Here is a 25,115-nt window from a genome sequence, read left to right as displayed (position 1 = left end):
GGGAACGAGGATGTGCAATGCTCGAGATTAGCCAGCTGGTCAAGCGCTATGGCCACGATGACCCCGTGCTCAAGGGGCTGGATCTGCGCGTGGAAGGCAACTCCGTGGTGTCCATCGTGGGGGCGTCCGGGGCGGGCAAGAGCACCTTGCTCCGCTGCATCAATCGGCTGATCGAACCCACCTCGGGGTCGATCAGGCTCAATGGCCAGGAGTTGTCCAGCCTCAAGGGCGCACCACTGCGCCAGGCCAGGCGGCGCATCGGCATGGTCTTCCAGGGCTTCAACCTGATCGACCGATTGACGGTGATGGAGAACGTGCTGGCCGGTCGGCTTGGCTACGTCGGCTTCTTTCAGGCATGGCGGCGCCGCTTCCCGCCGGAGGATATCGAACGCGCCTTCCACCTGATGGAGCGAGTGGGCATCGCCCAGTACGCCAACAAGCGCGCGGACGAACTGTCCGGCGGCGAACGCCAGCGCGTCGGGGTCGTCCGAGCCTTGATGCAGGAGCCGGACATTCTGCTGGCCGACGAGCCGACCGCCTCGCTGGACCCCGTCACCAGCGAGCAGATCATGAAGCTGATGAGAGCCCTGGCCAGCGAGCTGTCATTGCCGGTGCTGATCAACATTCACAATGTGGCCCAGGCCAGGGCCTACACCGAGCGTATCGTCGGCTTGCGCCACGGTCGCATGATCTTCGATGGCACGCCGGAGCGCTTTGATGCCGCAGCGCTGGAGGAGATCTACGGTGGCATCGAGGCCCCGGACGAGACCTCCGCATCGACCGTCGCGGAAGGGGAACGCTGATGGTCAACGACAAGGCTCGGACCTGGCGCAAGCCGCCCTTTATCGCCAGTCCTGTGGTGCGCCTGCTGCTGGCGCTGGGCGTGTTGGGTTACCTGGGCTGGGCGCTGGCCACCCTGCCGTTCGACTGGGAGCGGATCAGCGATGGGCTGCCGCGGGCCGCGCGCATCTTCGGCGGCGGCTTTCCGCCCAGTTTCGAGCGCTTCGAACTGCTGCTGACCGGCTTCAAGGAAAGCTTCCAGATTGCCCTGCTGGCGACTCTGCTGGGGGTGGCACTGTCGATCCCCTTTGCGGTGATGGCGGCGCGCAATATCGCCCCGCGTCCGGTCTATCTGGTGGGGCGAGCGGTGATCATCGTGTCGCGCAGTTTTCACCCGGTCATCGTGGCGATTCTGTTCGTCAAGGCGGTGGGGTTCGGACCCCTGGCCGGGATCCTGACCCTGACGCTTTATTCCATCGGCTTTGTCGGAAAACTGCTGGCCGAAGAGATCGAGGAGATCGACTGGGGGCAGGTGGAGGCCATGCGGTCGGTCGGTGCAGGGTTCATGTCCACGTTGCTGTACGCCGTCTTCCCCCAGATCCTGCCACGCCAGCTGGGGCTTTCCATGTATCAGCTGGACAGCAATCTGCGCGCCTCGGCGGTGGTCGGTATCGTCGGCGCCGGTGGTATCGGTGGCACCCTGATGAACGCCTTCGGGCGCTACGACTATGACTTTGCCTTCGCCATCCTGCTGGTGATCATCGCGGTGATTCTGGTCAGTGAGGGCATCAGTGGCTGGGTCAGGAGACGACTATGGTAGCGACGCCGACAGAACAACGGGTATGGCAGCGCTACAGCCGACGGGAGCGCTGGACGCGCTTCGTGCTGCTGTTGCTGGTCGTGGCGGTGTTGAGCTGGGCGGCCAGGGATGTCGATATCTTCTGGCCCTGGGTGTGGGATGCGCCTGCCCAGATCTACAGCCTGGCCGACCGCATGTGGCCACCCGACCCGCGGCGCCTCGGCGAGATTGTCGAGGCATTGGTCGAGACCGTCCATATCGCCACCCTGGCCACGTTCTCGACGATCTTTGTGGCCCTGCCCGTCGCCTACCTGGCGGCCCAGAACACCACGCCCAATCGTGCCTGCCTGTGGTTTGCCCGTTTCGTGCTGGTGGCCAGTCGTTCGGTCAATACCATCATCTGGGCGCTGCTGTTCGTGGCGATCTTCGGCCCCGGCGTGCTGGCGGGCATCCTCGCGATCATGTGTCGTTCCATCGGTTTCGTCGGCAAGCTGATGGGCGAGGCCATCGAGGAAATCGACCGACGGCCGGTCGAAGCGATGGAAGCGGTGGGCGCCAGTCGGCCCAAGGTCATCCTCTACGCGGTGGTGCCTCAGGTCGTTCCGGCCTTCTTTGCCGTGATCATCCTGCGCTGGGACATCAATATTCGCGAGTCCACCGTGCTGGGGCTGGTCGGGGCCGGCGGTATCGGCGTTATCCTCCAGGGGGCCATCGACACCTTTGCCTGGCCGACGGTGGCCACCATTCTCTGTGGCATCGTCATTCTGGTGTTGCTGGGAGAGGTGTTGACCGGATGGTTGAGAAGCCGGGTGCTTTAGGGCTTGTCTGAAAAGTGCCTGCGCTCGGTAATACGGCGTTAAAAATCGGCTGGTGCGCCAGCCCGGTCAAAATGCTCATTTACACCCCGTAAACTGCGCTTTCTCACCGATTTTTGCCTTGTCTAACCTTCGCTCGTCGACTTTTCGGACAGCGCCTAGGCTCGTACGACGGAAGGATGTACGAATCTGTGCGATTACCGGCATGAACCGTTGATGCTTGCGACTTAGTACTAACGTTCTGTTTTCTGGGACAGTTGTCTTGGAGATGTCGCCGTTTTCTGGTGCCGGATGATGTCTGGTCCTGGGGGAAACGGCACAGAATGCCAGGGCGAGGCGGCGGGGTGCCCCGAAGTTAAGCTATCCTCGATACCATTGATTACCTTGTTCAGTGGATCGTCGCCCGGCCTATGAAGATGGATGCCCGCAGAGCCTTTCAAAGCCTAGCCGACAGCCTGTCGCGGGATATCGGTGATGACTTCTTCATGCATCTGGTCGATCGGCTGGCGGTAATCCTCAACGCTGACGCCATGATGATAGCGACCCCTGTCGCGGACGGCTCACGCCTGCGGTCCATGGTGCTGATGGCAGACGGCAAGCATCAGCCAGACGTCGAGTACGAGACTGCCGGCACCCCCTGTCGCGATGCCCTGGACGGCGGAGCCTGCATCTATCCGGAGAACGTCTGCAGTGCCTTTCCGGACGACGTCCTGCTGCGAGATTTTGGTGCAGAAGCCTATGCCGGAGTGGCGATGCGAGGGCCCGAAGGTGAGTTGCATGGTGTTCTGGTTGCCTTGCACCGCCATCGACTGCACCAGCGTCGCCTGGTCGAGGAGGTGCTGAGAATTGCCGCGGCGCGCTGCGGGGCCGAACTGTCCAATCGGCGCACCGAGCAGGCGCTGGAGAAGACCGCCACCCAACTGGACACGACCAACCGACAGCTCAAGCGCGCCCACCGCGCCTTGACCCTGCTGCGACTGGTCAACCGTGCGGTGATTCGGCTCTCCGACGAGATGGCAATCTTCCAGGAGGCCTGTCGGCTGGCGGTGGAGCAGGGCGGCTACCGCTATGCCTGGGCGGGGCTGGCCCAGGACGACCCCGAGCGCAGCATCCTGCCGCTGGTCAGCGCCGGTGGCGCCGATGAATTGCTGCGTCACGCCCGTTTCAGCTGGGATGTGACCACGCCTGAGGGCCAGGGCCCCAGCGGGCAAGCGGTGCATGAAGGCAAGGAGCAACGGGTAGCCGACTACACGACAGGTACGGTAGCGCCTCCGCCCTGGGCCGAGCGATTCGGGGTCGTGGCGGAGGTGGCCTTGCCGCTGAGTCTGGGAAGCGAGCGACGGGGCGTGCTGGTGCTGTTGATGGATCAGCCCTACCACGCTGGCGCCGACGAACTGGCGCTGCTGAGGGAGCTTGCGGACAACCTGTCGTTTGGCTTGCAGGCCATGCGCGCCCACCAGCACCAGCAGAACACCCAGCAGGCGGTGCTGGACATGGCCGAACTGGTGACGGCGCGCAGCGACGACGCCTTCTTTACCCTGCTGGTGCGACGTCTGACCGACGCCCTCGGCGCGGACGCCGTGTTCGTGTCACGCGTCGAGGAAAGCGTCCCGTTGCAGGCGACGCTGATCGCCGGCCTGGTATCGGGCCAGCCGGTGGAGCCCTTTCACTACAGTTTCGAAGGGCTGCCCTGCGAGAGGTCCTTTCGCGACAGCGAGCATGTGATTGCTCGAGGCATGAGCCAACGCTATCCCCGCGCCGAGGAGATGGTCGGCTTCGCCGTGGAAGCCTACGTCGGCCGACGCCTGGAAGACGCCAACGGCGACGCCATCGGTATCCTGTTTGCGCTGTATCGTCAGCCGCTGCATGATCCTGAACCCATCTGCCACCTGTTGAGGATCTTTGCCGCAGGCGCCTCGGCGGAGCTCGAACGGCGCCGCAGCGACGCCCATATACGGCATCTGGCCTTCTTTGATCCCGGGACCGGTCTTCCCAACCGGGTCCACTTCATGGAGCGTCTGCAGGCGGCCATTGCCCGGGCTCGCACCGAGCAATATCGGGTGGCCCTGATGTTCCTCGACCTCAACCGCTTCAAGGAGATCAACGACGGTCAGGGCCACGACGTCGGTGATCAAGTGCTCAGGGAGGTGGCCGCTCGCTTCAGCGGTTGCCTTGGCAGGCTGGAAAGCCTGGCGCGGATGGGGGGCGATGAGTTCGTCGTCATGGTGGAGCAGACCGACGAGATCGGAGCCGCCCAGGTCGTGGGGCGTCTGCTCAGCGCCTTGAATGACCCGGTGGTGCATGAGGGGCATCGATTCAACGTCGACGTCAGCATCGGCGTCGCCTTCTTCCCCGACGACGGAGATAGCTCCAGGGAGCTGCTCAAGCACACCGACATCGCCATGTACCATGCCAAGGAAAGCCGCAGCGGCTACCGCTTCTACGCACCTGAGATGGGACGTGATCTGCGGCGCCGACTGGTGCTTGCTTCTCGACTGGGTGAGGCGCTGGACACGAAACGTCTCGAGCTCCGCTTTCAACCTTGTGTCGACCTCAAGAGCGGGGACCTGATCGGCGCCGAGGTACTGTGTCGCTGGCACGACGCCGAACTGGGATGGATAAGCCCGATGGAATTTGTCGCCGTGGCCGAGGAACAAGGGATGATCGAGGCCCTCGGCAGCTGGGTCATGGAGCAGACCTGCCGACAGCTGAAGCAGTGGCAGCAGGCATCGCTGGACCGGCTTCCCGAGCGACTCTACGTCAATCTGGCGGCGGCCCAGTTCGAGGATCCCGAGCTGGCAATCAAGCTTTGCGAGATCGCCGCCCGGGCTGGCGTCTCCCCCTCGCTGCTGGGGCTGGAAATCACCGAAAGCGGCTTCATGAAAGACCCAGAGCAGGCGATACGCATCACCGACACCCTGCGCCAGCAGGGATTCGCCCTGGCCATCGACGATTTCGGGACCGGCTATTCCTCGCTGGCCTACCTCAAGCGCTTTTCCGTACAGGCGGTCAAGATCGATATGTCCTTCGTCAGCGACATGCTGACCGACAGCAACGATCACGCCATCGTCGCCACCATCATCGCCATGGCCGATCGTCTGGGGCTAACGGTGGTGGCGGAGGGCATCGAGACGCCGGCGCAGTTCGAGGCACTGCGTGCCCTGGGTTGCGATCTTGGGCAGGGGTATCTGCTGTCACGGCCCTTGAGCGGTGATGACTTCGCGCGGCGCTGGTTGAGCCGCGATGGGCAGCGGCAAGATGGTCTGGGAGATACCTTGCAGGCGATGGAGCGGCCCGCCTGAGCGGCTTCAGGGGACCTATTCGGGGAAGGTCCCCGAAGAAGGTCCCCGAAGCAGGCGCGCCGCTAGCCCTCTCAGGCATCATGACGCCCGCACCTTTATATTGCCTCTGGAATTGCTGCCGGATCAGGAAGCCCTGCACAGGGTCTGCATCCGCTGCCATGCCGTAAAGGCGCCATTCAGTGAAAAGCTCATGAACCAGTAGTCGCTGGTATCGGGCGTCATGCGCAGGCGCAGATGCAGCTGCTCACCGGTGGCGAGACGCGAGGCCAGCAGGTCCATGTCGATGCCATTCACGCGCACGTAGAGGCCGTCGTCACCGCGTTGGGTGGACAGCACCGCCGTGCCGGTCTGGGCACGTTGCTCGTCTACCAGCAGGTCGATGGGAACGCGATTGACCACTTCGCTCACGGCCTGGCGCTGGCCAAGGTCGCTTCTGACCTCGATCCAGGGCGTGCGGCAATGCCCTGGCGTGGCGTTGACGCTGAGCATGGCGTCGCTGTAGCTCGTCCTTTGGACCGCTCGCACATGGGACTCGTCGCCGAGGGTCGCGATCAAGGTCTGCCAGTCCTGGTGGGTCTGGTGGGCCGAGGTATCGAAATCCACCGCCATGGCTTGCGTGCTGATGCCCGTCAGGCCGAGTACGGAGACCAGTGCGGCGGCGACACTCAGGCGAAGAAGGCGGGCGCGGCGAGGTGAAAACAATGGCGGAATCGGCATGCTGGCTCCTGACGACCGAGAGAACTCAGAGGTCAGGAGGCTAGCATTCTCGGAGTACGCTGTCGTGGCGTTACCCTGTCTTGCCTCGTCGCCTCAGGCGGGCTCGGCTTCAGGCTCCGGCTCGAGCTCGATCAGCTTGAGGGTGTGCAGGCGCTGGCGGCACTGAGGGGTCATCAGGTCATCCAGGGTGTAGCGATCCAGGACCTCCAGAAATGCGGTCAACCCTTCGTTGGCGATCTGCTTGAAGCGGCAGATGGGCGCGATGTAGCAGGCGCTGTCGTCCCCTTCGCACTCCACCAGGGCGAGGCTATGTTCGGTATCCCTGACCAGGGCGCCGAGGTGGATACTGCCCGGCGCCTGCTTGAGCGACAGTCCCCCGTGCTTGCCACGGACGGCGGAGACATAGCCAAGGCGACTGAGCTCCTGAACCACCTTCATCAGATGGTTGCGTGAGACCTCGAAGCGTGAGGCGATCTCGGCGATCGTGGTGCGTTCGCTGCCGGATTCGGCAAGGTACATCAGAACGCGCAATGAGTAGTCGGTAAATCTTGTCAGATGCATTGGTCGTGCCCCGGCGCCCCTTGGGCGACTTGGTAAAGAGAAGGGAGGCTTTCGCTCATGCTTTCGACTCTAGCAAGGGACGAGAAATCTCACGCAGGCTTGGCGCATTAAAGCGTAGCGATGTGCGATTATTCCTACGCCAGATGACCTATATCAATGAGATAACATGCGCGGTTTAACTCCTTGTCATGGATGTTCCATCCATCTTATTGTCTCTTGAATGTAGCATGGTAAATCCATAAATTTAGCAATTTTTTTGGTCGGCTTTTGTCGCTGCATATTTGCGGGATTTTCTATACCTATTCAAGGGTGGTTTGCTCGGCTCATATGGGTTAACTGGTCGATTTCAAGCTCATCAAAGCGCTCGATGATGCCGCCGTGGTCGCTCTGAAAAGCCTCCGCATCGTTTCTTGTGGAAAAGGTCGCCAGCGGATGTCCCATGCCGCCGGGCCGCGAATGGCCAGACACGTACCAGGCCTCCTGTGCACTGATAAAGGCACCATTTCCGGGGTGATCCCAGTCAGTGCGAGCCATGTCATGAACCCAGGCATGGGCAAGGCGTTCGACGTTTTCGGGTTGAAGAAGAAATACCAGCATTTCCGCCGCCGAGCAGAACTTGGTGACCTCGCTGTCACCATCGAGTGCGAGTTCTCCCTTGGGGCCTGGCATGGCCTCGATCAACATCCCGCATACATGGCAGATGTCGTCATCACCGATGGGGGCGGGGCCGATAGTCGTGTCAGAGGTGCCGTCGTTGCAGCCGATCAACAACAGCATCAGGCCACCGATGGCAAAGCGTTGCAGCATAGAAGGAAGGGACATGGGAGTTCTCCAGGCGAGCGTCCTGGCGGACGGAGTGGGGGGACCGCTGGCAGCAAAAGCCAGCAGCAATAACCCGCAGTAATGGCTGGCAGGCAGCGTCGGCTTTCCGATGAGCTAGGCGCGCGGGTTACAGCGCTCGATGCTCGAATCGCCTGATCGCCAGACCCAGGGGTAGCAGCACCCAGACGACCTGCAGCAGCGCCAGCAGCAAGGGCGACCTGGGGGTGGCGCTGGCCAGGGCGGTGATCGCGGAGGCCTGATGAGGCTCGACCGCCGAGAGCACCAGCAGTCGGAAGCACTCGGCCGGGTTGGCCAGCATCAGCCAGGGCAGCCACGCCCCTCCCTGGCGCACGCCTACCAGCAGGGCGAGCAGGGCCAGGTCCAGTACCAGCACGAACACGAACCAGGTGATCAGGGCCTGGCTGGCAGCAGCCTGCTTGCTGCCGGCACGGGCGCTGATCCAGTAGGCCAGGGCCAGAAACGACCAGCCCAGCAGCACGCTGGAGACGATCAGGGTAGTGAGCCCTGCGGCTACCTCGGCCAGCGCGGTTTCCGGTGTGGCGAAAGCGATGACCACGCCAGCGACCGCAAAGCCGCACAGGGTGGCCAGGCCCAGCACCCAGGCGTGGCCCATGAACTTGCCGAGCAGCCAGGTACGTCGCGACATGGGGTAGGTGGCCAGCAGCAGCAGGGTGCCGCCCTCGTCCTCGCCGACGATGGCGTCGTAGGCCAGCATCAATGCGATCAGCGGAATCAGCAGCATGGACAGCGTCGACAGGCTGATCAGGGTGGTGGACAGGCCGGTAAAGCCGGTACCGCCACTGGCAGCAGCCCCAAAGGCGGCGATGCCCAGCGCCAGTACCCCCAGCAGCACGGCGATCCCGAGCACCCAGCGGTGGCGCAGGCCGTCACGGAATTCCTTGTGGGCGATGGTCAGTAGAAGGCGCATCAGGGCGTGTCCTCGGCGGATAGTGAGACGGTGGTGTGGTCGGACTCGTCGATCACCTGGTAGCGGTCGCTGGCGTCGCTCTCGCTGCTCCCGTCACTGCCATTGCCTGGATCGCGGCCGCTGGGGTCCTGGACACGTCGGTACAGTGCCTCGAGGCTGGGGGGGCGAATTTCCAGATCCTTGAGCCCCTTAAAGGCAGTGCACAGCCTCAAGGCGTCCATGCGGTGCTCGGGGGCCACTTCCAGTCGCAGTCGACCGCCGTCCGCCAACGAAGAGCGGGCGGGGATGCCCTCGCGAATCAGCCTTAGTGCCAGATCCTGGGGAGCACCACGCATCTCGATCACGTAGGGCAGCGCAAAGCGTTCGCGCAGGCTCGCCAGGTCGCCCAGCGCCAGGCACTTGCCCTCGCCGAGGATCAGCGCACGATCGATCACCGGCTCGACCCCCGGCAACAGGTGGGAAGACAGCACCACCGTCACGCCACGCGCCTTCAGCATTCCGATGGTGGCGTAGACCGCCTCGGTGGCGGCGGGGTCGAGCCCGCTGGTGGGCTCGTCGAGCAGCAGCAGCCGAGGCTCGCCAAGCAACGCCTGGGCCAGCCCCAGGCGCTGGCGCATGCCCTTGGACCAGGTCGCCAGGCGTCGGTCGGCGGCCCCACCAAGCCCCACCTGCACCAGCAGCTCGTCCACCTCTGTCGTGGGCCGACCCTTGAGTCGGGCCAGGTAGGTGAGGGTCTCTCGCCCGCTCAGGTTGGGGTAGAAGCGGACATTTTCGGGCAGGTAGCCCAGGTGCTGGCGAAAGGCACGGTCGCCGGCTCGGTCCGGCCGTTGCCCAAGCACGCTGAGACTTCCCTGGGTGGGCGACAGCAGTCCCAGCATCAGTTTCATGCTGGTGGTCTTGCCGGCGCCGTTGTGGCCGAGCAGGCCGAGCACCTCGCCCCTGTTCACCTCGAGGCTGAGATGGGACAGGCGGGTCACGCCGCCGTGTTCCAGGCTGACGTCGTCAAAGACGATGGCGCAGGTCGTGGCGCGGGTCATGGATAGGATGTCCGTGTGGCGGAACGAGGTCTCGAAGGCGTCATCAGGGGGGCGCTGTCGCTGACGCCGGCGGGGCGAAATACCGGGAAGGCGCGCTGTACCCAACGCAGCGCCAGCACCGCCGGGCTGGCCATCAGCACCTTGGCCTCCGGGTGTCGCCACAGCAGCTGGTCCATGGCGTCATTGGGCTGGTAGCGGGTGTCGCCGATGCCGTCCTCGTCAAGGTCCCAGCCCAGGTAGTCGCTCCAGTAGTTGCCGCGACCGTGCTCGGACCATTCCTGCTGTCGAGTGGCCACGTACTTCACCTGGCGGCGATTGTGGATGAGGGCGTTGCCGCTGATGCGGTTGTCCTCGGAGCCTGCGGTCAGGTGAAGCCCGATGTCGCTGTCCTCGAGGCGGTTGCCGCGAATCACGTTGAACTGGGCGTTGTAGACGAAGATGGCCTTGCCATCGCCACCGCTGACCAGGCCCCGGTCATGGGCGTCGCGTGCCTGGCGCACGCCGATGATGTCGTTGTCGATGATCCGGCTTTCGGTGATGTTGTTCATCAGGATGCCGTAGTTGCGATCCTCGATGGAGCGATTGGCCCTCACCGTCAGCCCACGGGACTGCATCAGGGCGTAGCCGGTGCGGGTGTGACGGGTCAGGTTGTTGGTCACGCTATTGTCGTGGGCGTACATGTAGTGGACGCCGTAGCGAAGGTCTTCGAGCAGATTGCCGTCGATCACGCTGTCGCTGCTGGTGTCGATATAGACGCCGTCGCGCACCTGGCGGATATCGTTGCCGGAGACCAGCGCCCGACGCGCATTGAATAGCTGCACGCCGTTGCCGCGATCCTGGGAGCGTACCCGGGTATCGCCGCGAATCTGATTGTCGAGGACCCGGGCGTCGTCGACGCCATCGAGCCAGATGCCGAAGCCAGGGCCGGACAGCCGGCAACGCTCAATGCTGGCGCCATGGGCGGTCCTTTCCACGTGAACGCCCGCATCCATGGCGGTCAGGTCCGCGCCCCAGTGCTGAAGGGTCAGCCCGGACAGGGAAATGCCAGGTGAGCGCAAGGTCAGCAGGGTCCCGCTGCCGCCGCCATCGATCACCACACCGGCACCGTCGGCGACCAGGCTAAGCGGTTTGTCGATGATCACCGGGCCTGTCGTGTAGTGGCCCGGTGCGAGCCGCAGGATATCGTTGGGCTCGGCCTGCTCGACCCAGCGCTTGAGCGGTGTGCCCGCGGTCACCTTCAGCTCAGCGCCCAGCACCTCGCTGGGACTCAGTATCGCCAGTAGCGCCAACCCTGCGGTCAGGGCCAGCGCCATCGGTGTTGCTCGGCCGGATGCCGAGCCACCTGCAGGAAAGGAGAGAGCTCGAAACATGGTGATGTCGCCTGGGCCGGGCCGAGCGCCATCGGCGCCCGGCCCGGCCGCTCCTCAGGCCTTCTCCACCAGCATGCGACCGAACATTTCCATGTGCATCGCGTGGCAGAACCAGTTGCAGTAGTACCAGTGCACCCCGGCGCGTTCGGCGGTGAAGGTGACGCTGGACGTCTGCTGCGGACCGATCTCCATGGACACGCCATGGTTGACCATGCAGAAGCCGTGGGTCAGGTCTTCGACGGTATCCAGGTTGGTGATCACCACCGTGACCTCGTCACCCTGCTTCACCTTGAATTCGGTGATGCCGTACTGGGGCGCGACCGAGGTCATGTAGACGCGCACCTTGTTGCCGTCGCGGATGACCTTGTTGTCGCTCTCAAGGGTGATACCGTCGGCCTCGGCCATGGCGCGGGTGGGCGCGAAGAACGGATCCTGGCGGTCCCACACCTGGATCGGGTTGAGCTGGTCGGCGCGCATCATGATGGCGTCATGGGGCCCGGCGTAGGTCGGGCCGTCATGCACCAGCTTCATGGTGTCGCCGGAGATGTCGATCAGCTGATCGTTTTCCGGGTGCAGCGGTCCCACCGGCAGGAAGCGGTCCTTGGAGAACTTGCACAGCACCACCAGCCACTTGCCGTCGGCATCGCGGGTCTCGCACAGGCTGGCGTGGTTGTGGCCCGGCTGATAGTGCACGTCGAGCTTCTGGTGGATGTAGTTGACGTCCTCGCCGTTGTAGGCGCGGATCGCCTCCTCGATGTTCCACTTGGCCACCTGGCTGTCGATGAACAGGGTGGTGTAGGAGAAGCCGCGACCGTCGAAGGTGGTGTGCAGCGGCCCCAGGCCCAGCTCTGGCTCGGCGACTACGCTGTCGCGGGGCTCGATCTCGTCGGCGAACAGCGCCGGCAGCTTGTCGATGGCGATGATCGACACCGTCGGCGACAGCTTGCCGTTGGCGATGAAGTACTTGCCGTCGGGTGAGGTATTCAGGCCATGGGGGTTCTTGGGCACCGGAATGTAGCGGGTCAGCGGTGAGCCCTTGCGTCCGTCCAGTACCGGCACCGGGGAGTCGCCCAGGGTCTCGAACTGGCCCTTCTCGACGGCGGCCTCGATGGCTTCGACGTCGTACACCACCACCCAGTCACGCTCGGCACGCATGCTGTCGGCCAGGGTCATGCCCTTCTCGGAGTTGTAGCAGGTCGAGGCAACGAAGCGGCCGGTGTAGTCGGCGTCGGTGTTGTCCAGGTTGCCATCGACGATCACCTGCCAGGCCACCTCCATGGTCTCGGCGTCGATGGCGTTGAACATGGTGTAGTAGTTCGCAGGATTCTCCAGGTCGCGACCGTCGTTGACCTGGGGGATCGGGAACTCGGCGTTGGCGAAGACGTACTTGGTGTAGGGCACCTTCTGCAGACGCAGGCCGTGGATGGCCTGGACGTTGGGAATAGTGGTGACCTTGTCGGTCTTCATGATGTCGAGGCGGATCCGCGCCACCCGGGTATTGGCCTTGTCGTTGATGAACAGGTACTTGCCGTCATAACGACCGTCGGTGAGCGAGGCGTGGGGGTGGTGGGCGTCGCCGTTGTGGAAACGCGCGGACTCGCCGAGGATGTGCTTAGACTCGTTGGTGATGCCCCATCCGGTGGCGCTCTCGGTGTTGAACACCGGAATGCGCATCAACTCGCGCATGGAGGGGATGCCCAGGACCCTCACTTCACCGGAGTGGCCGCCGCTCCAGAAGCCGTAGTATTCGTCGAGTTCACCGGGGGCCACCATGGCGTCGCCTTCACTGGCGCGGGCGCTGCGGCTGCCGAGCAGGGCGCTGGTGCCAACACCGCCGACCACTCCGCTGGCAAGGCCGGCGCCGGCGACGCCGGTCACCGCACTGTTGCGTAGAAAGTGGCGTCGGGCCAGATTCTGGATACTGCGGGAATCGTCACTCACTTCAGTTCTCCTCAAGGCAGGGTATACGCCGCGGGTCGCCGTCCTGGCTTGATCCGCGGGGTTCTGCGTCACCCACGTCGCCGTGCGTCCTCGCCGCATTCCGTTCCAGGCGCTTTCTGCGCTTGACCCGGGGCGGACAGCGACGGTCGTCGTCGTAGGTGATCTGGCAGTCCAGACAGTAGTGGCACTCCGAGGCCTCGATACGGCCGTCGGGATGGATGGCCACCAGCTCGCAGTCGTTGGCGCAGATCTGGCAGGGCGTGCCGCACTGGCCACGGTGCCGCCTGAGCCAGTCGAAAAGGCGCAGGCGACCGGCGATGGCCAGGCTCGCACCCAGCGGGCAGACGTAGCGGCAGTAGGCCTTGTGCATGAAGGCCGAGCTTGCGATCAGTGCCACGGCGTAGAGCACATAGCCCCAGTCGCGCAGGAAGTGCAGGGTGATGGCGGTCTTGAACGGCTCGACCTCGGCCAGCCGCTCCGCCTGTCCCAGGTCGTAGAAGGACACCCCGACCAGGCCAAACAGGATCAGATACTTCACCACCCACAGCCGCCGGTGCACGGCGAAGGGCAGCGTCAGTTGCGGCACCTTCAGGTGACGGGCGAGCTGGTTGACCAGGTCCTGCAGCGCACCGAAGGGACACAGCCAGCCGCAGAAGATGCTGCGGCCCCACAGCACCAGAGTGACCGCCACGAAGACCCACAGCACGAACATCAGCGGGTCGATCAGGAAGGCCGACCAGCTGAAGCCATGGCTGGCGGAATTGGCGACGGCAGGGATGACGGCATGGATCAGCGCCAGCACATTGACCACCGAGAGCTGGGCCAGCGAGACCCAGCCGATATAGACCAGGGTGTAGAGCAGGAAGGCCTTGCGCAGCGGGCGCAGCAGGCGCGGACGACGCGCCAGGGCGTCCTGGAACGCCAGGATCAGTGACAGCGTCACCAGTCCAGCACCAAGCCCGATCAGCTCTAGCCGACTCTGCTGCCACATCTCGAGCCACAGCGGGGCGGGCTCCACCGGCTCGGGACGCTCGATAAAGGCCTCGGGCAGCGCCTGGTCGAGATGAAAGCGGGTGAACTCCTGGGTCAGCGGCCCCGAGGCCCGGCGCACCAGCAGGTTCAGCCGCCAGGGCGTGCCCGGGTCGAAGTGGGCGTCCTCGTGGATCACGAAGATGTCGCGTTCGCTTAGTGCGGGGGCTCCGTCGATGGCCAGACGCGGCAGGCGGCGCTGGTCGCTGTCGTGGAAGCTGATCGAGGCGTTGCCCTGGACCAGCTCGATACGATCGAAGATGCCGCCGCGCACGTAGCCCGACCCCTTGTAGGAAAAGCTGCCATCGGCGAGCAGGGCAACGGCGTGTTCGCCGGGGGCGAGGCTCGCCATCAACTGGTCGTAGCCGCGCTCGCCGAGCAGATTGCGGCCCACGCTCGGCGCATTGAGGTAGCCCAGGTAAAGATCGATGAAGGTGGCGTCGCGGGGCGGACGCTGGCCGCTCAGGTAGTGCTCCGCCGGGGTGCCGACGAAGGCGTCGTCGACCTCTCCCTGGCTCAGAGTCAGGTGACCCAGTGCCCCCTGGTCGAGCAGGCCCTGCCAGTCGGCGGGCGCGTAGACCTCGTCGCGCACACGGGCGATTGGCGCTGCCGCGGGGTCATCGATCAGCCCCAGGGCGGCGGCGACCAGGCGTCCTGTCCGCATGATGGTGTCGTTGACCACGATGACGGTCACGGTGGCGCCGGAGATGGCATCGACGTCCTCTCCCACCTCCAGGCGCGACGTCACCGAGGTACCCAGGTGCTGGCCGGCGAAGTCGTCCAGGCGCTCTGACGGGATGCCGACCAGCATGATCGGCTCGGAATGATTGAGCACCTTGGCCAGGCGCAGGCTGGCGGAAGGATCGATGGCGATCAGCAGGTTGACCGGCTTGCCCGAGTAGGCGGGAATCGGTGCGACTTCAGCGCTCTCGAAGGCGTAGCCGACCAGTTCTTCACCACGGTAGAGCGCGTTGACCGGCCATGGGAGGTCGGTCACCGGCTCGACCCTGTCGGTGCCGGGAAAGGCCTGCTGAAACAGGGCGAGGTCACCCTTGGCGCTGCCAAGGTCACCGGGATACTGATCGAATTCCAGCGCCAGGGCGGGCAGGCTCAACCACATCGCCAACAGCACGACAAGCAGGCGCAGGGGAGAAGACCAGTGGCGGGGAAATTGGCGGGGGGCTTGGGTCATGGCATGACCTCGAGGCGCAAAGCGCCCCGAGGACGCTTCGCGCACCAGGGTGGGATCAGGGCGTCAGCGACGAGAAGTAGGCGGCGATGTCGGCGATATCCTGATCCGACAGGGCCGCCGCCTGGGGCGCCATGATGGCGGACATGCCACCACCGCGCTGACCCTCGCGGTAGGCCTTGAGCGCGCTTTCCAGGTACGGAGCGTTCTGACCCGCCAGGTTGGGATAGATCGGTCCGGTGGCCTTGCCGTCGGTGCCATGGCAGGCGGCGCAGGCGCCGATCTTGGTTTCACCGGCGGCGGCGTCGCCGGCGGCCTGGGCGTTGAGACTGAACAGACAGGCGGCGCCAAGCGCGGCCAGGGGGATCCATTTCATGATGAGCGCTCCTCGGTCTTGGGGCGTGATACCTGACGCAAGCGGCGTGCGGCTTGGGTCAGGCATCACGGTTTGTGCGGGATGTCCCTTGGGACTCTCGAGTATTGGAGCGCTCAGCGACAATACCCTATGACGTTGGTCAACTTTAGGCGGGGAGAGGTACGTCTTCCGTACTATGCTTGATTGGGATCACTGGGATGGCAGGGGCATCATTGCGGTTGGCTCGCGTTTGCACTACCTCGGGCGAGAACACGCCACAGGGGCAAGCGCCGTGATGCCGCTGGCGTGATTTGATGCAGGTCATGTCTGGCTTCGTCTTGCCGGGACGTGCCGATTCGACGTGCGACAATGCCGACAGATGCCGCCGTCGGGCGGTCGTGTCACGAGGGGCCTTGTCGATGTCATCCGATGTTTTGCCGTTTCAGCGTGCGCTGGTCGAGAAGTACGACCGTCCAGGGCCGCGCTACACCTCCTATCCCACCGCGCCGCACTTCCACGACGGTTTCGGCGTCGCCGACTATCGCCAGGCGGTGGAGCGCAGCCAGCAGGGGGAGCCGAAGCCGCTGTCGGTCTACGTCCATGTGCCCTTCTGCGAAAGCCTCTGCTACTACTGTGCCTGCTCCAAGATCATTACCCACAATCGCGAGCGTGCCGCTGAGTACCTGGCGCTGCTCAAGCGCGAGATCGCCCTGCAGGCGGCGCTGTTCGACGAGACCCGGGAGCTCAACCAGCTGCACCTGGGTGGGGGCACCCCGACCTTTCTGTCCAATGACCAGCTCAAGGGGCTGATCGACGCCCTGGCGCGCCACTTCCGGTTCGCCCCGGAGCAGCGCCGGGAATTCTCGCTGGAGGTGGATCCGCGTACGGTGACCCCCGCCCAGATCCATGAACTGCGCGAGATGGGCTTCAATCGTCTGAGCTTCGGCGTCCAGGACTTCGATCCGCTGGTGCAGAAGGCGGTCAACCGCGTGCAGAGCGAGGCCCAGGTGGCGGCCCTGGTGGACGCCGCCCGGGACGCCGGCTTCGCCTCGGTGTCGGTGGACCTGATCTATGGGCTGCCGCTGCAGACCCGCGACAGCTTCGACGCCACCCTGGCCAAGGTGGTGGCGCTGAGACCCGACCGCATCGCCGCCTACAGCTACGCCCACCTGCCGTCGCTGTTCAAGGCCCAGCGGCTGATCCGCGACGAGGACATGCCGCCGCCCGGGCGCAAGCTCGAGCTGCTCGAGCTGACCATCGAGCGGCTGACCCAGGCGGGCTACGTCTATATCGGCATGGACCACTTCGCCCTGCCCGAGGACGAACTCAGCCGAGCCCGTCACGACGGTACCCTGCAGCGCAATTTCCAGGGCTACTCGACCCACGCCCAGTGCGACATGATCGGGCTCGGGGTCACCTCCATCGGCAAGGTCGGCGACGCCTACAGCCAGAACGTCAAGACCACCGCCGAGTACGCCGAGCACCTCGAGGCCGGGCGGCTGCCGGTGTTGCGGGGCTATCGGTTGAGCGACGAAGACCAGCTGCGTGCCGAACTGATCACCTCGCTGATGTGTCACGGCGAGGTGCGCTTCGCCGAGTTCGAGGCCCGTCACGCTATCGACTTCCGCACGCATTTCGCCAGCGCCCTCGACCAGCTCGACGAGATGCAGGCCGACGGCTTGATCGAGATCAAGCAGCAAGCGCTCAAGGTACTGCCGGCAGGACGCCTGATGATGCGCAACGTGGCCATGGCCTTCGATGCCTACCTGGTCCCCGGCAGTGGGCGCTTTTCGCGCACCGTCTAGCCGGCTCTATCGCGACTGCCCCGGGGCGAGACGCCCGGGGTAGCCCGCGCTACCTTTCATGCGCCAAAGCCGAATTAACGATCGGGTCTTCCATGGCCCGATTTTTCGTTTATATTGTGCCGCCGGTCGAAAATTTTACTATATCTGGTAGGGTGCCCGAGCTTATCCGGAGCGCGCATCCGCCCCTTTACGACCCCGTTTATTTGCCGGTAACTTCATCGGAGACAAGCTTTCATGACCACATCCGCCAAGGCCGCCGCCCTGTCGCAGGAGGTTCCCATGCAGGGCCCCTCGTATGACATCTGGGACGCCAAGTATCGCTTGAAGGACCGCCACGGCCAGCCCGTCGACGCCGACCTTCAGGCCACCTGGGACCGCGTGGCCAAGGCGCTGGCCGCCGTCGAGGGCGACGCCGCCGACAAGTGGCTGCCGAAGTTTCGCTGGGCGCTGGAAAACGGCGCCGTGCCGGCAGGCCGGATCACCTCCAACGCCGGAGCCGAGGGCTACAAGCCCGCGGTCAGCCTGATCAACTGCACGGTATCGCGGACCATTCGCGACTCCATGCACGACATCCTCGACAGCGTGGTGGATGCGGGCATGACGCTCAAGGCCGGCTGCGGCATCGGCTACGAGTTCTCGACCCTGCGCCACAAGGGTGCCTTCGTGTTCGGCGCCGGTGCCGGCACCAACGGCCCCCTGGCGTTCATGGATATCTACGACAAGATGTGCTTCACGGTGGCCTCCGCCGGCGGCCGTCGTGGCGCCCAGATGGGCACCTTCGACGTCGGCCATCCCGACGTGCGCGACTTTATCGAGGCCAAGCGCGAGGCCGGTCGCCTGCGCCAGTTCAACCTGAGCCTGCTGATCACCGACGAGTTCATGGAAGCGGTGAAGCAGGACGCCGACTGGCCGCTGGCCTTCCCGCTGCACGAGGGCGAGAAGGGCGACGTCGATGACAGCGAGCTGATCTACCGCGACTGGCCGGTGATCGAGGACGGCTACACCCAGGACGCCGAAGGTCGCGTGGCCTGCCGCGTGGTCGAGGTGATCAAGGCCCGCGAGCTGTGGGACACCATCATGCGTTCCACCTACGACTACGCCGAGCCCGGGTTCATCCTGATCGACCAGGTCAATCGCATGAACAACAACTGGTTCTGCGAAGAGATCCGCGCCACCAACCCCTGCGGCGAGCAGCCGCTGCCGCCGGAGGGCGCCTGCCTGCTGGGGTCGGTCAACCTGACCCGCTTCGTGATCGATCCGTTCGGCGACAAGCCGCGCTTCGACTGGGACAAGTACCGCGAGGTGGTGGCGATCTTCACCCGCATGCTCGACAACGTGGTCGAGATCAGCGGCCTGCCGCTGTCCGGCCAGCGCCGCGAGATCGAGGCCAAGCGCCGCCACGGCATGGGTTTCCTGGGCCTCGGCTCGACCATGACCATGCTCAAGATGCCCTATGGCTCGGCCGAGTCGCTGGGCTTCACCGAGGAAGTCAGCCGAGTGCTGGCCGTGGAGGGCTGGAAGCAGGCGCTGGAGCTGTCCCGCGAGAAGGGCATGGCCCCGATCCTCGAGCAGGAGTTCGAGCTGACGCCGAAGATGCTGCGCGAGCGTCCCGAGCTCGGCCGCGACGGCTACGAGGTCGGCGACAAGGTGCCCGGGCGTATCCTGCACGCGCGCTACAGCCGCTATATGCAGAAGATCGCAGAGGTCGAGCCGCAGCTGGTGGCGGAGCTGGCCGAGCACGGTGCGCGCTTCACCCACCACTCGTCGATCGCCCCCACCGGGACGATCAGCCTGTCGCTGGGCAACAACGCCTCCAACGGTATCGAGCCGTCGTTCTCCCATCGCTACTTCCGCAACGTGATCCAGGCCGGCAAGAAGACCAAGGAGCAGGTCGAGGTGGTGTCCTTCGAGCTTGCCGCTTACCGCCACTTCATGCACGCCGACGCGGTGGAAAGCGACCTGCCCGACTACTTCATCACCGCCGACGCGGTGACCCCCAAGCAGCACGTGGCGGTGCAGGCCGCGGCCCAGGCCTGGGTCGACTCGGCGATCTCCAAGACCGTCAACGTGCCCACCGACTTTGCCTTCGAGGCGTTCAAGGACCTGTACCTGGACGCCTACCAGAGCCGTCTCAAGGGCTGCACCACCTTCCGCTTCAACCCGGAGGCCTTCCAGGGCGTGCTGGTGCGCGAGGATGACCTCAAGAACACCACCTATATCTTCGAGCTGGAGAACGGCGAGACCCTCGAACTCAAGGGCGACGAGACGGTGATCTACGACGGCGAGGAACACAACGCCGCCAACCTCTACGACGGCTTGAAGGAGGGGACCTATGGCAAGTGGTAATCGGTCCAGCGGCAAGCCAGCCTGCCTGCCAGTCGGCGAGCCGCAATATCATGCCTGGGTCGTGAGCGTGTCACGCCCGCATCATCTTTCTGGAGGAGCCCGCTGATGGCTGTCGAAATCAATTCCAAGATCGTGGGCTACCGCGTCAAGAGCGAAGAGGCCGCCCCCGCGCCGGCCCCGCTGCCCGAGGAAAACCCGCTGACCATGCGCATCCCCTCGCGCCCCGAGGGAACGCTGGAGGCGGTGTCCGAGAAGATCTCCTACGTCGGCGCCGAAGGCCGCAAGAAGGTCTACCTGCTGGTGTCCTTCATGCCGGTGGAAGGCGTGCTCAACGGCCAGCGGGTGATCATCGAGCGCCCGGTGGAGTTCTTCTTCCCCTCCGGTCAGCTGTCCAGTGAGCACCAGTGGATCACCGCCACCATGCGCAGCCTGTCGCTGGCGGCCCGCGGCGGCTACGTCACCCAGGCGGTGGCGGATCTGCGCAAGGTGGCTTGGGACAAGGGCCTGGTGCGCTGCGGCATGAACCGCTGGAACAAGCCGATGTTCCACGACTCCGAGGTCGCCGCCATCGCCTGGTCGATCCAGCAGATCCTCTACCGTCGCGGCTTTCTCGATATCGACGGGAACCAGGTGCCGGTGGAGGACCTGGTCAGCCGTTACGCCCGACGCCAGGCCTCCGGCCACGGCTGGTACCCCGCCGAGGTCGAGGACGAGACCCCGAGCGGCGCGGTCGAGCCGCTGGACGGCAAGCCTGCCGAGTCCGCCGCCGAAGGCGCCGGCCCCGCCGTGGTCGGCAACTGCCCCGAGTGTCGCGGCGAGCTGATCATGATGGACGGCTGCCCCACCTGCTACGCCGGCTGCGGCTGGTCGAAGTGTGGCTAGTCGACGTTTGGTTGGAAAGCACGACTAGAATACGTGGCTAGAAAGCACGGCTGGCGCGCGAATAAGCCAGCGTCACAACGATGGGCCCTTCGGGGCCCATCGTTGTGTCTGGAGGGGTGGTTTTCGTTCAGCCAGCGTCGTGACAGCAGGCGCTATGACGCCCCAGGCGGCTGAGCCTGGTCGGAGCGGGTGATGTTGTAGACGGGGTGGCCGCAGGGGCAGTGGTGGTTGATGAACCGGCTGCGGAAAAAACGGATGTCGAACTCCCGGACGTAGCTGGTCTTGTGGGCGGCCAGCACGATGTCAAAGGCGTAGTCGCGGTGGGCCTCGCCCCGACTCTGGGCGTCCAGGTAGGGCGTGTAGTCGGTGGTGATATGCAACTGGAGATGGGCTTCGCACAGGTGCCCGGTGAAGTAGGGCAACACACGTATCTGGCTTTCCTCCTTGGGCGCCGAGGGTTCGGGCATGCCAGTCACGTTGCCGATGATCACCTTGCGAGAATCCAGCACGAACATGCAGAGGCCGCTGCCGGTGCCAAGCAGGCTGCCAAGGTAGAGGGTTTCGGCATGGTCACCCTCTATCAGCTTGCGCATGGCGTGGACGGTGAAGCGATAGCTCTGCCAGTGGCACCACTGTGCTGCTCGTTGCAGTCGGTGATAGACACTAGCCCCGACGCTGCGACGCGCAAACCCGGCCAGGCGCTGGCGCAGACGGGATTGGCCCAGATAGAAGGCATAGTACCAGGCCACCAGTTTCGTAAACGCCAGGCAGATGATCGCAATAGTGAGGGTAACCAGCGACGCCTGAAGGAAGGGCTCGCCAAAGGGCTCGCCTTGGGTGTCTGGGTAGGCGTAAGGAGAAGCGGAGGGGGCAGAGAAAGCGTGCAGGAGGTAGAGCACAGCGAAGACCGGGAGGGCGGCCCCAAAGCCGGCGATGGCGCTGCGCAATGTCAGCTGTTGTCCGTTGGCACGAATGACGTAGCGTCGCCAGGAAGGGATCGAATGGCATAGCAGAAAGCCGGCCACCAGCAGGACGAAAGGTGGCAGCAGCTTGATGCCGCTCATTCCGGCTTGCTGTCCCTGCGATCGAGGCTGCGGCGAAGGGCTCTGACGTTGCTCTTGACCTTGCGCGACCGCACCAGCTCGGCGCTGTCCACGGAGACGGCGCCGCGATGCGATATCTTCATGCTACGCAGGTGGCCACCCTCTTTGGCCTTGAGGTAGCCTTCGAAGCTGGTTTCGATGGACATCGTTGCTCCTTTTCCGCTTGTGAACTCGATGCTCTGCGGAACCTGGGTGAAGCCAAGGGGCCGAACCCCATGATGTCCGCAGTGTAGCAGAGTTCCCATTTCGACCCCGGCATTCGGCTGTGTCAGAGCGTTCAACGAGCGCTACACCAGAGGGCTTGATGGGCGTCATGAACCGAGGGCGACGGTATCGCTAGCATGACCCGGCGGCGTCGTGCCGCTTGACCAGGAACCCGTCATGTCGCTGTCGCCGCTCGGCTCGCTGTCGTTGCCTTCTCTTGCCCTTCCTGCCTTGCCCACCCTTCCTTCGCTGTCGTCATCGTTGACGTCTGGCGCCGTGACCCGGGTGCCCCATCGTCTGCATCTGTCACTGATGCGCCGTCTCGGCCCGCTGCCCCTGCCGCTGTTGCGCACGAGTCTCGAGCCCTGGCTCAACCGCACCCTGGCAGAGCCACTGGCCGACGGTGAGTTCGACGTGCTTGAAGGGCGCCGGGTGTGTCTGTCCATCGATGATCTGGCGCTGGCGGTCACCCTGACCCTCACGCACGGTCGCCTGCAGGTCACCGACGCGCCCTGGGAGGTGAAGGTGGCGGGGGGCTGGCGGGAGTTCGCCTGCCTGGCCAGCCGCGAGGAAGACCCGGACAGCCTGTTCTTCCAGCGCCGGCTGTGCCTGGAAGGTGACACCGAACTGGGGCTGACGGTGAAGAACCTGCTGGATGGCCAGGAAATGGAACTGCTGCATCCCTACCTGCTCGAGGCGCTGGGCCAGCTGCAGCGCTGGCTGCCCCGCCGGGCCTAGGCGCCTGGTTACCGCCTGCTGGTTGTCGGGGTGAGCCATCTAGCGATGGAGGCCGGCGAACCGGCCTCCCGAGAGAGGTGGTGTGAGAGGGAAGAGGCTCTTAGTCTTCCAGCAGCGGTGCCAGATCCATCCCCGCTTGGCCGTGCCAGTAGCCGTTGCACAGCTCGGCGTCCACCAGCGCCAGCGGCGAGGGCGCCGGATAGCGTCCCTGGCGGGCCAGGTCGAAGTCCGCCACCACTTCATCCATCCCCTCTGAACGCGGACTCAGCCGGGCCGCGCTGACGCCCATTGTGGCCATCTCGGCAAGCTCGTGGCGCAGGTCCTGACAGGCCCCGGACAGGGTCTGGATACCGTTCAGGGTGAATAGCTGACGGCTGTCGTCCTGGGTGGTCAGCGACAGCCCTTCCGGATAGTCCTGGCAGACGAACTGGCAGCGATCCTTGGGGTGCTGATGGTGACGCGCGGTAAAGCAGCGCGACGACCAGGCCAGCGGCAGGTGGCCGTAGGCCAGCACCTCGCAGTCCAGCGCCAGCCCCGCCTCGCGGGCGTCAGACAGCAGCCGGGCCAGGTCGGCGCCAGGCAACTCCACCGGGGCGACGAAGCGGAACATGCCGGCGCGCTTGAGGATTTCCAGGGTCGGCACATTGTAGAGGTTGAGCGCCGGGCCGCCGACGAAGGGCAGGCCCGCCTCGGACAGCCGGTGCACCGCGCTCATGTCGTTGGCCTCGACCAGGAAGTCGCCGTTGTCGCACAGCCTGGTCAGGTCGCGCAGGTCGGCGTTGGACTCGATCAGGGTCTGCGAACCGAGGATCACCTGCTTGCCGGCGGCGGCGAGCTGGTGGCCGATCTCCAGCCAGTCGGCGAGCTTCATGTCGCGCCGCCGGGAGCACACGGTTTCGCCCAGGGTGACGCTGGTCAGCGGCCAGTGGCAGGCCTGTTCATAAAAGGCGAAGTAGCGCTCGCGGGTCCAGTAGAAGGACACCGGGCCAAGGCTCAATTCCAGTGAAGCAGCGGTCATCTCGCCTCCTGTCATTTCCAGTCGCGCTCGTAGGCGCCGAGAGTATGGGTGGAGCCTTCGGCCAGCGGCGCCAGGGCGGCGCTCCAGTCGGCCTGGGGGCGATAGTCGTCGCCGGCCCGGTCCAGATGGTCCAGCGCCTGGCGCCACACGCGGGTGACGCTGGCCACATAGGCCGGACTGCGCTGACGACCCTCGATCTTGATCGCCTTGATGCCCAGCGCCGCCAGCTGGGGCAGCAGGTCCAGGGTGCTGAGGCTGGTCGGCGCCTCGATGGCGTGGCCGACGTCGCCCTCGACGTTGAAGCGTCCCTTGCACAGGGTCGGGTAGCCGGCCTGTTCGTCGGCGCGGTAGCGATCGATCAACACGCCGTTCAGGCGCGATTCGCGTCCGCTGGCGGTCTCCTCCCAGCGCACGTGGGCCGCCGGCGAGCACACGCCGTGGGTGTTGGGCGACTCGCCGGTCAGGTAGGACGACAGATAGCAGCGGCCCTCGGCCATGATGCACAGGCTGCCGAAGGCGAACACCTCGAGCTCCACCGGGCTGTGGCGGGCCAGGTCGCGCACCTGGTGGATCGACAGCACCCTGGGCAGCACCGCGCGGCGGATGCCGAACTCGCGGTGGTAGAAGGCCAGCGCCTCGTGGCTGGTGGCGGAGCCTTGCACCGACAGGTGGCGGGGGATGTCCGGGTGGCGTTCGGCGGCGTAGGCCAGGAGGCCCGGGTCGGCCAGGATCAGGGCGTCGACCTGAAGCGAAGCCGCCTGGTCCACCGCCGCGCGCCACTGAGCCAGGCTCGACTGCTGCGGGTAGGTATTGATCGCGCAGAACACCCGGCAGCCCCGGGCGTGGGCGTAGTCGATACCCTCGCGGGCGCGCTTGTCGGTGAAGTTCAGCCCGGCGAACTGGCGGGCGTTGGTGGCGTTCTGAAAGCCGAAGTAGACCGCGTTGGCGCCCTCGTCCACGGCGCGCTTCAAAGCGGGCAGGCTACCCGCAGGACAGACCAGTTCCATGTCGATCTCCGAGCGAAGAGAGGCGCCATGCTAGCCCCGCGCGGACACCGTCGGCTTGATGCGTATCAGTGTCCGCCAATGAAGTAGGGGATGGAGCGAAGAGATGACGCGCTGCACCGGGGCCGGGTGTGGATAACCTGGCGATAGTGGGGGGCCGACTTGCGGGCCAGGCGTGTCGATAAAGGTGGGGATGAACTTGTGAGTCGTTCTGTGGATAACCCTGTGTGGCACCTTGTGAAAAGTGGTGGGCAGGCGGTGCAGGGGCTGTGGAAGGCGGTGTATAAGTCGCGTGTCAGTGGTTATCAGCGGCTCGCTGTCGTAAACGAAAACGGGCCCCGCAGGGCCC

21 protein-coding genes are annotated in these 25,115 nt (G+C 64.9%); 8 read left to right on the top strand and 13 right to left on the bottom strand.

The window, feature by feature from the left end; genetic code table 11:
• The first annotated feature begins 17 nt into the window (after positions 1 to 17).
• The 4 genes from phnC to NFG57_RS19735 all read left to right on the top strand — a co-directional run bounded on the left by phnC (position 18) and on the right by NFG57_RS19735 (position 5,696).
• Complete coding sequence (phnC, locus tag NFG57_RS19750; RefSeq protein ID WP_045994840.1) at positions 18 to 803, top strand: phosphonate ABC transporter ATP-binding protein; 786 nt, start codon at positions 18 to 20, stop codon at positions 801 to 803.
• Positions 803 to 1,600 carry a phosphonate ABC transporter, permease protein PhnE gene (gene phnE / locus NFG57_RS19745; protein ID WP_045994839.1) on the top strand — a complete coding sequence of 266 codons (798 nt, stop codon included), beginning with the start codon at positions 803 to 805 and terminating at the stop codon, positions 1,598 to 1,600. Before phnC ends, phnE (NFG57_RS19745) begins: the two co-directional genes overlap by 1 nt.
• Positions 1,594 to 2,397: a phosphonate ABC transporter, permease protein PhnE gene (gene phnE, locus NFG57_RS19740; RefSeq protein WP_045994838.1), complete on the top strand. Its 804-nt coding sequence runs from the start codon at positions 1,594 to 1,596 to the stop codon at positions 2,395 to 2,397. Before phnE (NFG57_RS19745) ends, phnE (NFG57_RS19740) begins: the two co-directional genes overlap by 7 nt.
• A gap of 413 nt (positions 2,398 to 2,810) precedes the next feature.
• On the top strand, positions 2,811 to 5,696 hold the full coding sequence (locus NFG57_RS19735) for an EAL domain-containing protein (RefSeq protein WP_348815017.1): 2,886 nt from the start codon (positions 2,811 to 2,813) through the stop codon (positions 5,694 to 5,696).
• A 123-nt stretch (positions 5,697 to 5,819) separates the two neighbouring features.
• Here the strand turns inward: NFG57_RS19735 and NFG57_RS19730 are convergent, their stop codons facing one another.
• From NFG57_RS19730 to NFG57_RS19690, 9 genes are all read right to left on the bottom strand, one after another.
• The gene (locus NFG57_RS19730; RefSeq protein ID WP_348815016.1) at positions 5,820 to 6,413 is read right to left on the bottom strand and encodes a hypothetical protein; all 594 of its coding nucleotides are present in this window, start codon (positions 6,411 to 6,413) and stop codon (positions 5,820 to 5,822) included.
• Positions 6,414 to 6,506: 93 nt separating this feature from the next.
• Positions 6,507 to 6,974, bottom strand: a complete 468-nt coding sequence (locus NFG57_RS19725) for an Rrf2 family transcriptional regulator (protein WP_045993543.1) — start codon at positions 6,972 to 6,974, stop codon at positions 6,507 to 6,509.
• Positions 6,975 to 7,277: 303 nt separating this feature from the next.
• Positions 7,278 to 7,781, bottom strand: coding sequence for a nitrous oxide reductase accessory protein NosL (locus tag NFG57_RS19720; RefSeq protein ID WP_253028492.1), 504 nt, complete (start codon positions 7,779 to 7,781; stop codon positions 7,278 to 7,280).
• 142 nt (positions 7,782 to 7,923) lie between these two features.
• The gene (locus tag NFG57_RS19715) at positions 7,924 to 8,745 is read right to left on the bottom strand and encodes an ABC transporter permease subunit (RefSeq protein ID WP_253554434.1); all 822 of its coding nucleotides are present in this window, start codon (positions 8,743 to 8,745) and stop codon (positions 7,924 to 7,926) included.
• Positions 8,745 to 9,782 (bottom strand): ABC transporter ATP-binding protein, encoded by a 1,038-nt coding sequence (locus tag NFG57_RS19710; RefSeq protein WP_348815015.1) that lies wholly within the window; start codon positions 9,780 to 9,782, stop codon positions 8,745 to 8,747. The genes NFG57_RS19715 and NFG57_RS19710 overlap by 1 nt, the downstream gene beginning before the upstream one ends.
• A complete protein-coding gene (locus NFG57_RS19705) occupies positions 9,779 to 11,152 on the bottom strand; it encodes a nitrous oxide reductase family maturation protein NosD (protein ID WP_249743040.1) in 1,374 nt (457 codons plus the stop codon). The genes NFG57_RS19710 and NFG57_RS19705 overlap by 4 nt, the downstream gene beginning before the upstream one ends.
• A gap of 54 nt (positions 11,153 to 11,206) precedes the next feature.
• Positions 11,207 to 13,093: a TAT-dependent nitrous-oxide reductase gene (gene nosZ / locus NFG57_RS19700; RefSeq protein ID WP_348815014.1), complete on the bottom strand. Its 1,887-nt coding sequence runs from the start codon at positions 13,091 to 13,093 to the stop codon at positions 11,207 to 11,209.
• Between the two features lies 1 nt (position 13,094).
• Positions 13,095 to 15,314, bottom strand: coding sequence for a 4Fe-4S binding protein (locus NFG57_RS19695; protein ID WP_348815013.1), 2,220 nt, complete (start codon positions 15,312 to 15,314; stop codon positions 13,095 to 13,097).
• A 55-nt stretch (positions 15,315 to 15,369) separates the two neighbouring features.
• Entirely contained in the window at positions 15,370 to 15,687 is a 318-nt protein-coding gene (locus tag NFG57_RS19690) for a cytochrome c (RefSeq protein ID WP_045993538.1), read from the bottom strand.
• Between the two features lie 398 nt (positions 15,688 to 16,085).
• Here NFG57_RS19690 and hemN point away from each other — a divergent pair, with 398 nt between their 5' ends.
• The 3 genes from hemN to NFG57_RS19675 all read left to right on the top strand — a co-directional run bounded on the left by hemN (position 16,086) and on the right by NFG57_RS19675 (position 20,699).
• Positions 16,086 to 17,471, top strand: a complete 1,386-nt coding sequence (gene hemN / locus NFG57_RS19685; RefSeq protein ID WP_348815012.1) for an oxygen-independent coproporphyrinogen III oxidase — start codon at positions 16,086 to 16,088, stop codon at positions 17,469 to 17,471.
• Positions 17,472 to 17,705: 234 nt separating this feature from the next.
• Complete coding sequence (locus NFG57_RS19680) at positions 17,706 to 19,817, top strand: adenosylcobalamin-dependent ribonucleoside-diphosphate reductase (protein WP_213230902.1); 2,112 nt, start codon at positions 17,706 to 17,708, stop codon at positions 19,815 to 19,817.
• A gap of 105 nt (positions 19,818 to 19,922) precedes the next feature.
• On the top strand, positions 19,923 to 20,699 hold the full coding sequence (locus NFG57_RS19675) for a ribonucleoside-diphosphate reductase (protein ID WP_108448631.1): 777 nt from the start codon (positions 19,923 to 19,925) through the stop codon (positions 20,697 to 20,699).
• Between the two features lie 152 nt (positions 20,700 to 20,851).
• Here NFG57_RS19675 and NFG57_RS19670 read toward each other — a convergent pair whose 3' ends face one another.
• Together NFG57_RS19670 and NFG57_RS19665 are read right to left on the bottom strand one after the other, a co-directional pair.
• Complete coding sequence (locus tag NFG57_RS19670; protein ID WP_348815011.1) at positions 20,852 to 21,763, bottom strand: hypothetical protein; 912 nt, start codon at positions 21,761 to 21,763, stop codon at positions 20,852 to 20,854.
• Positions 21,760 to 21,948 carry a hypothetical protein gene (locus NFG57_RS19665; RefSeq protein WP_045993533.1) on the bottom strand — a complete coding sequence of 63 codons (189 nt, stop codon included), beginning with the start codon at positions 21,946 to 21,948 and terminating at the stop codon, positions 21,760 to 21,762. Before NFG57_RS19665 ends, NFG57_RS19670 begins: the two co-directional genes overlap by 4 nt.
• Before the next feature lie 235 nt (positions 21,949 to 22,183).
• Here NFG57_RS19665 and NFG57_RS19660 point away from each other — a divergent pair, with 235 nt between their 5' ends.
• Entirely contained in the window at positions 22,184 to 22,744 is a 561-nt protein-coding gene (locus NFG57_RS19660) for an SCP2 sterol-binding domain-containing protein (protein ID WP_348815010.1), read from the top strand.
• 100 nt (positions 22,745 to 22,844) lie between these two features.
• Here NFG57_RS19660 and NFG57_RS19655 read toward each other — a convergent pair whose 3' ends face one another.
• Positions 22,845 to 23,762, bottom strand: coding sequence for a U32 family peptidase (locus NFG57_RS19655; RefSeq protein ID WP_348815009.1), 918 nt, complete (start codon positions 23,760 to 23,762; stop codon positions 22,845 to 22,847).
• An 11-nt stretch (positions 23,763 to 23,773) separates the two neighbouring features.
• A complete protein-coding gene (locus NFG57_RS19650; protein ID WP_108132108.1) occupies positions 23,774 to 24,769 on the bottom strand; it encodes a peptidase U32 family protein in 996 nt (331 codons plus the stop codon).
• Between the last annotated feature and the right edge of the window lie 346 nt (positions 24,770 to 25,115).

This window comes from Halomonas sp. H10-59 (assembly GCF_040070555.1).
Lineage (GTDB): Bacteria > Pseudomonadota > Gammaproteobacteria > Pseudomonadales > Halomonadaceae > Halomonas > Halomonas litopenaei.
The sequence above is the reverse complement of the archived record's forward strand: the minus strand, read 5'-3'. Positions and strand labels throughout refer to the sequence as shown.

What these genes read in the sequence shown, in the direction of transcription:
- phnC (WP_045994840.1), top strand. Translation starts at nt 18, where the DNA reads ATGCTCGAGATTAGCCAGCTGGTCAAGCGCTATGGCCACGATGACCCC.
- phnE (WP_045994839.1), top strand. Translation starts at nt 803, where the DNA reads ATGGTCAACGACAAGGCTCGGACCTGGCGCAAGCCGCCCTTTATCGCC.
- phnE (WP_045994838.1), top strand. Translation starts at nt 1,594, where the DNA reads ATGGTAGCGACGCCGACAGAACAACGGGTATGGCAGCGCTACAGCCGA.
- NFG57_RS19735 (WP_348815017.1), top strand. Translation starts at nt 2,811, where the DNA reads ATGGATGCCCGCAGAGCCTTTCAAAGCCTAGCCGACAGCCTGTCGCGG.
- NFG57_RS19730 (WP_348815016.1), bottom strand. Translation starts at nt 6,413, where the DNA reads ATGCCGATTCCGCCATTGTTTTCACCTCGCCGCGCCCGCCTTCTTCGC.
- NFG57_RS19725 (WP_045993543.1), bottom strand. Translation starts at nt 6,974, where the DNA reads ATGCATCTGACAAGATTTACCGACTACTCATTGCGCGTTCTGATGTAC.
- NFG57_RS19720 (WP_253028492.1), bottom strand. Translation starts at nt 7,781, where the DNA reads ATGCTGCAACGCTTTGCCATCGGTGGCCTGATGCTGTTGTTGATCGGC.
- NFG57_RS19715 (WP_253554434.1), bottom strand. Translation starts at nt 8,745, where the DNA reads ATGCGCCTTCTACTGACCATCGCCCACAAGGAATTCCGTGACGGCCTG.
- NFG57_RS19710 (WP_348815015.1), bottom strand. Translation starts at nt 9,782, where the DNA reads ATGACCCGCGCCACGACCTGCGCCATCGTCTTTGACGACGTCAGCCTG.
- NFG57_RS19705 (WP_249743040.1), bottom strand. Translation starts at nt 11,152, where the DNA reads ATGTTTCGAGCTCTCTCCTTTCCTGCAGGTGGCTCGGCATCCGGCCGA.
- NFG57_RS19695 (WP_348815013.1), bottom strand. Translation starts at nt 15,314, where the DNA reads ATGACCCAAGCCCCCCGCCAATTTCCCCGCCACTGGTCTTCTCCCCTG.
- NFG57_RS19690 (WP_045993538.1), bottom strand. Translation starts at nt 15,687, where the DNA reads ATGAAATGGATCCCCCTGGCCGCGCTTGGCGCCGCCTGTCTGTTCAGT.
- hemN (WP_348815012.1), top strand. Translation starts at nt 16,086, where the DNA reads ATGTCATCCGATGTTTTGCCGTTTCAGCGTGCGCTGGTCGAGAAGTAC.
- NFG57_RS19680 (WP_213230902.1), top strand. Translation starts at nt 17,706, where the DNA reads ATGACCACATCCGCCAAGGCCGCCGCCCTGTCGCAGGAGGTTCCCATG.
- NFG57_RS19675 (WP_108448631.1), top strand. Translation starts at nt 19,923, where the DNA reads ATGGCTGTCGAAATCAATTCCAAGATCGTGGGCTACCGCGTCAAGAGC.
- NFG57_RS19670 (WP_348815011.1), bottom strand. Translation starts at nt 21,763, where the DNA reads ATGAGCGGCATCAAGCTGCTGCCACCTTTCGTCCTGCTGGTGGCCGGC.
- NFG57_RS19665 (WP_045993533.1), bottom strand. Translation starts at nt 21,948, where the DNA reads ATGTCCATCGAAACCAGCTTCGAAGGCTACCTCAAGGCCAAAGAGGGT.
- NFG57_RS19660 (WP_348815010.1), top strand. Translation starts at nt 22,184, where the DNA reads ATGTCGCTGTCGCCGCTCGGCTCGCTGTCGTTGCCTTCTCTTGCCCTT.
- NFG57_RS19655 (WP_348815009.1), bottom strand. Translation starts at nt 23,762, where the DNA reads ATGACCGCTGCTTCACTGGAATTGAGCCTTGGCCCGGTGTCCTTCTAC.
- NFG57_RS19650 (WP_108132108.1), bottom strand. Translation starts at nt 24,769, where the DNA reads ATGGAACTGGTCTGTCCTGCGGGTAGCCTGCCCGCTTTGAAGCGCGCC.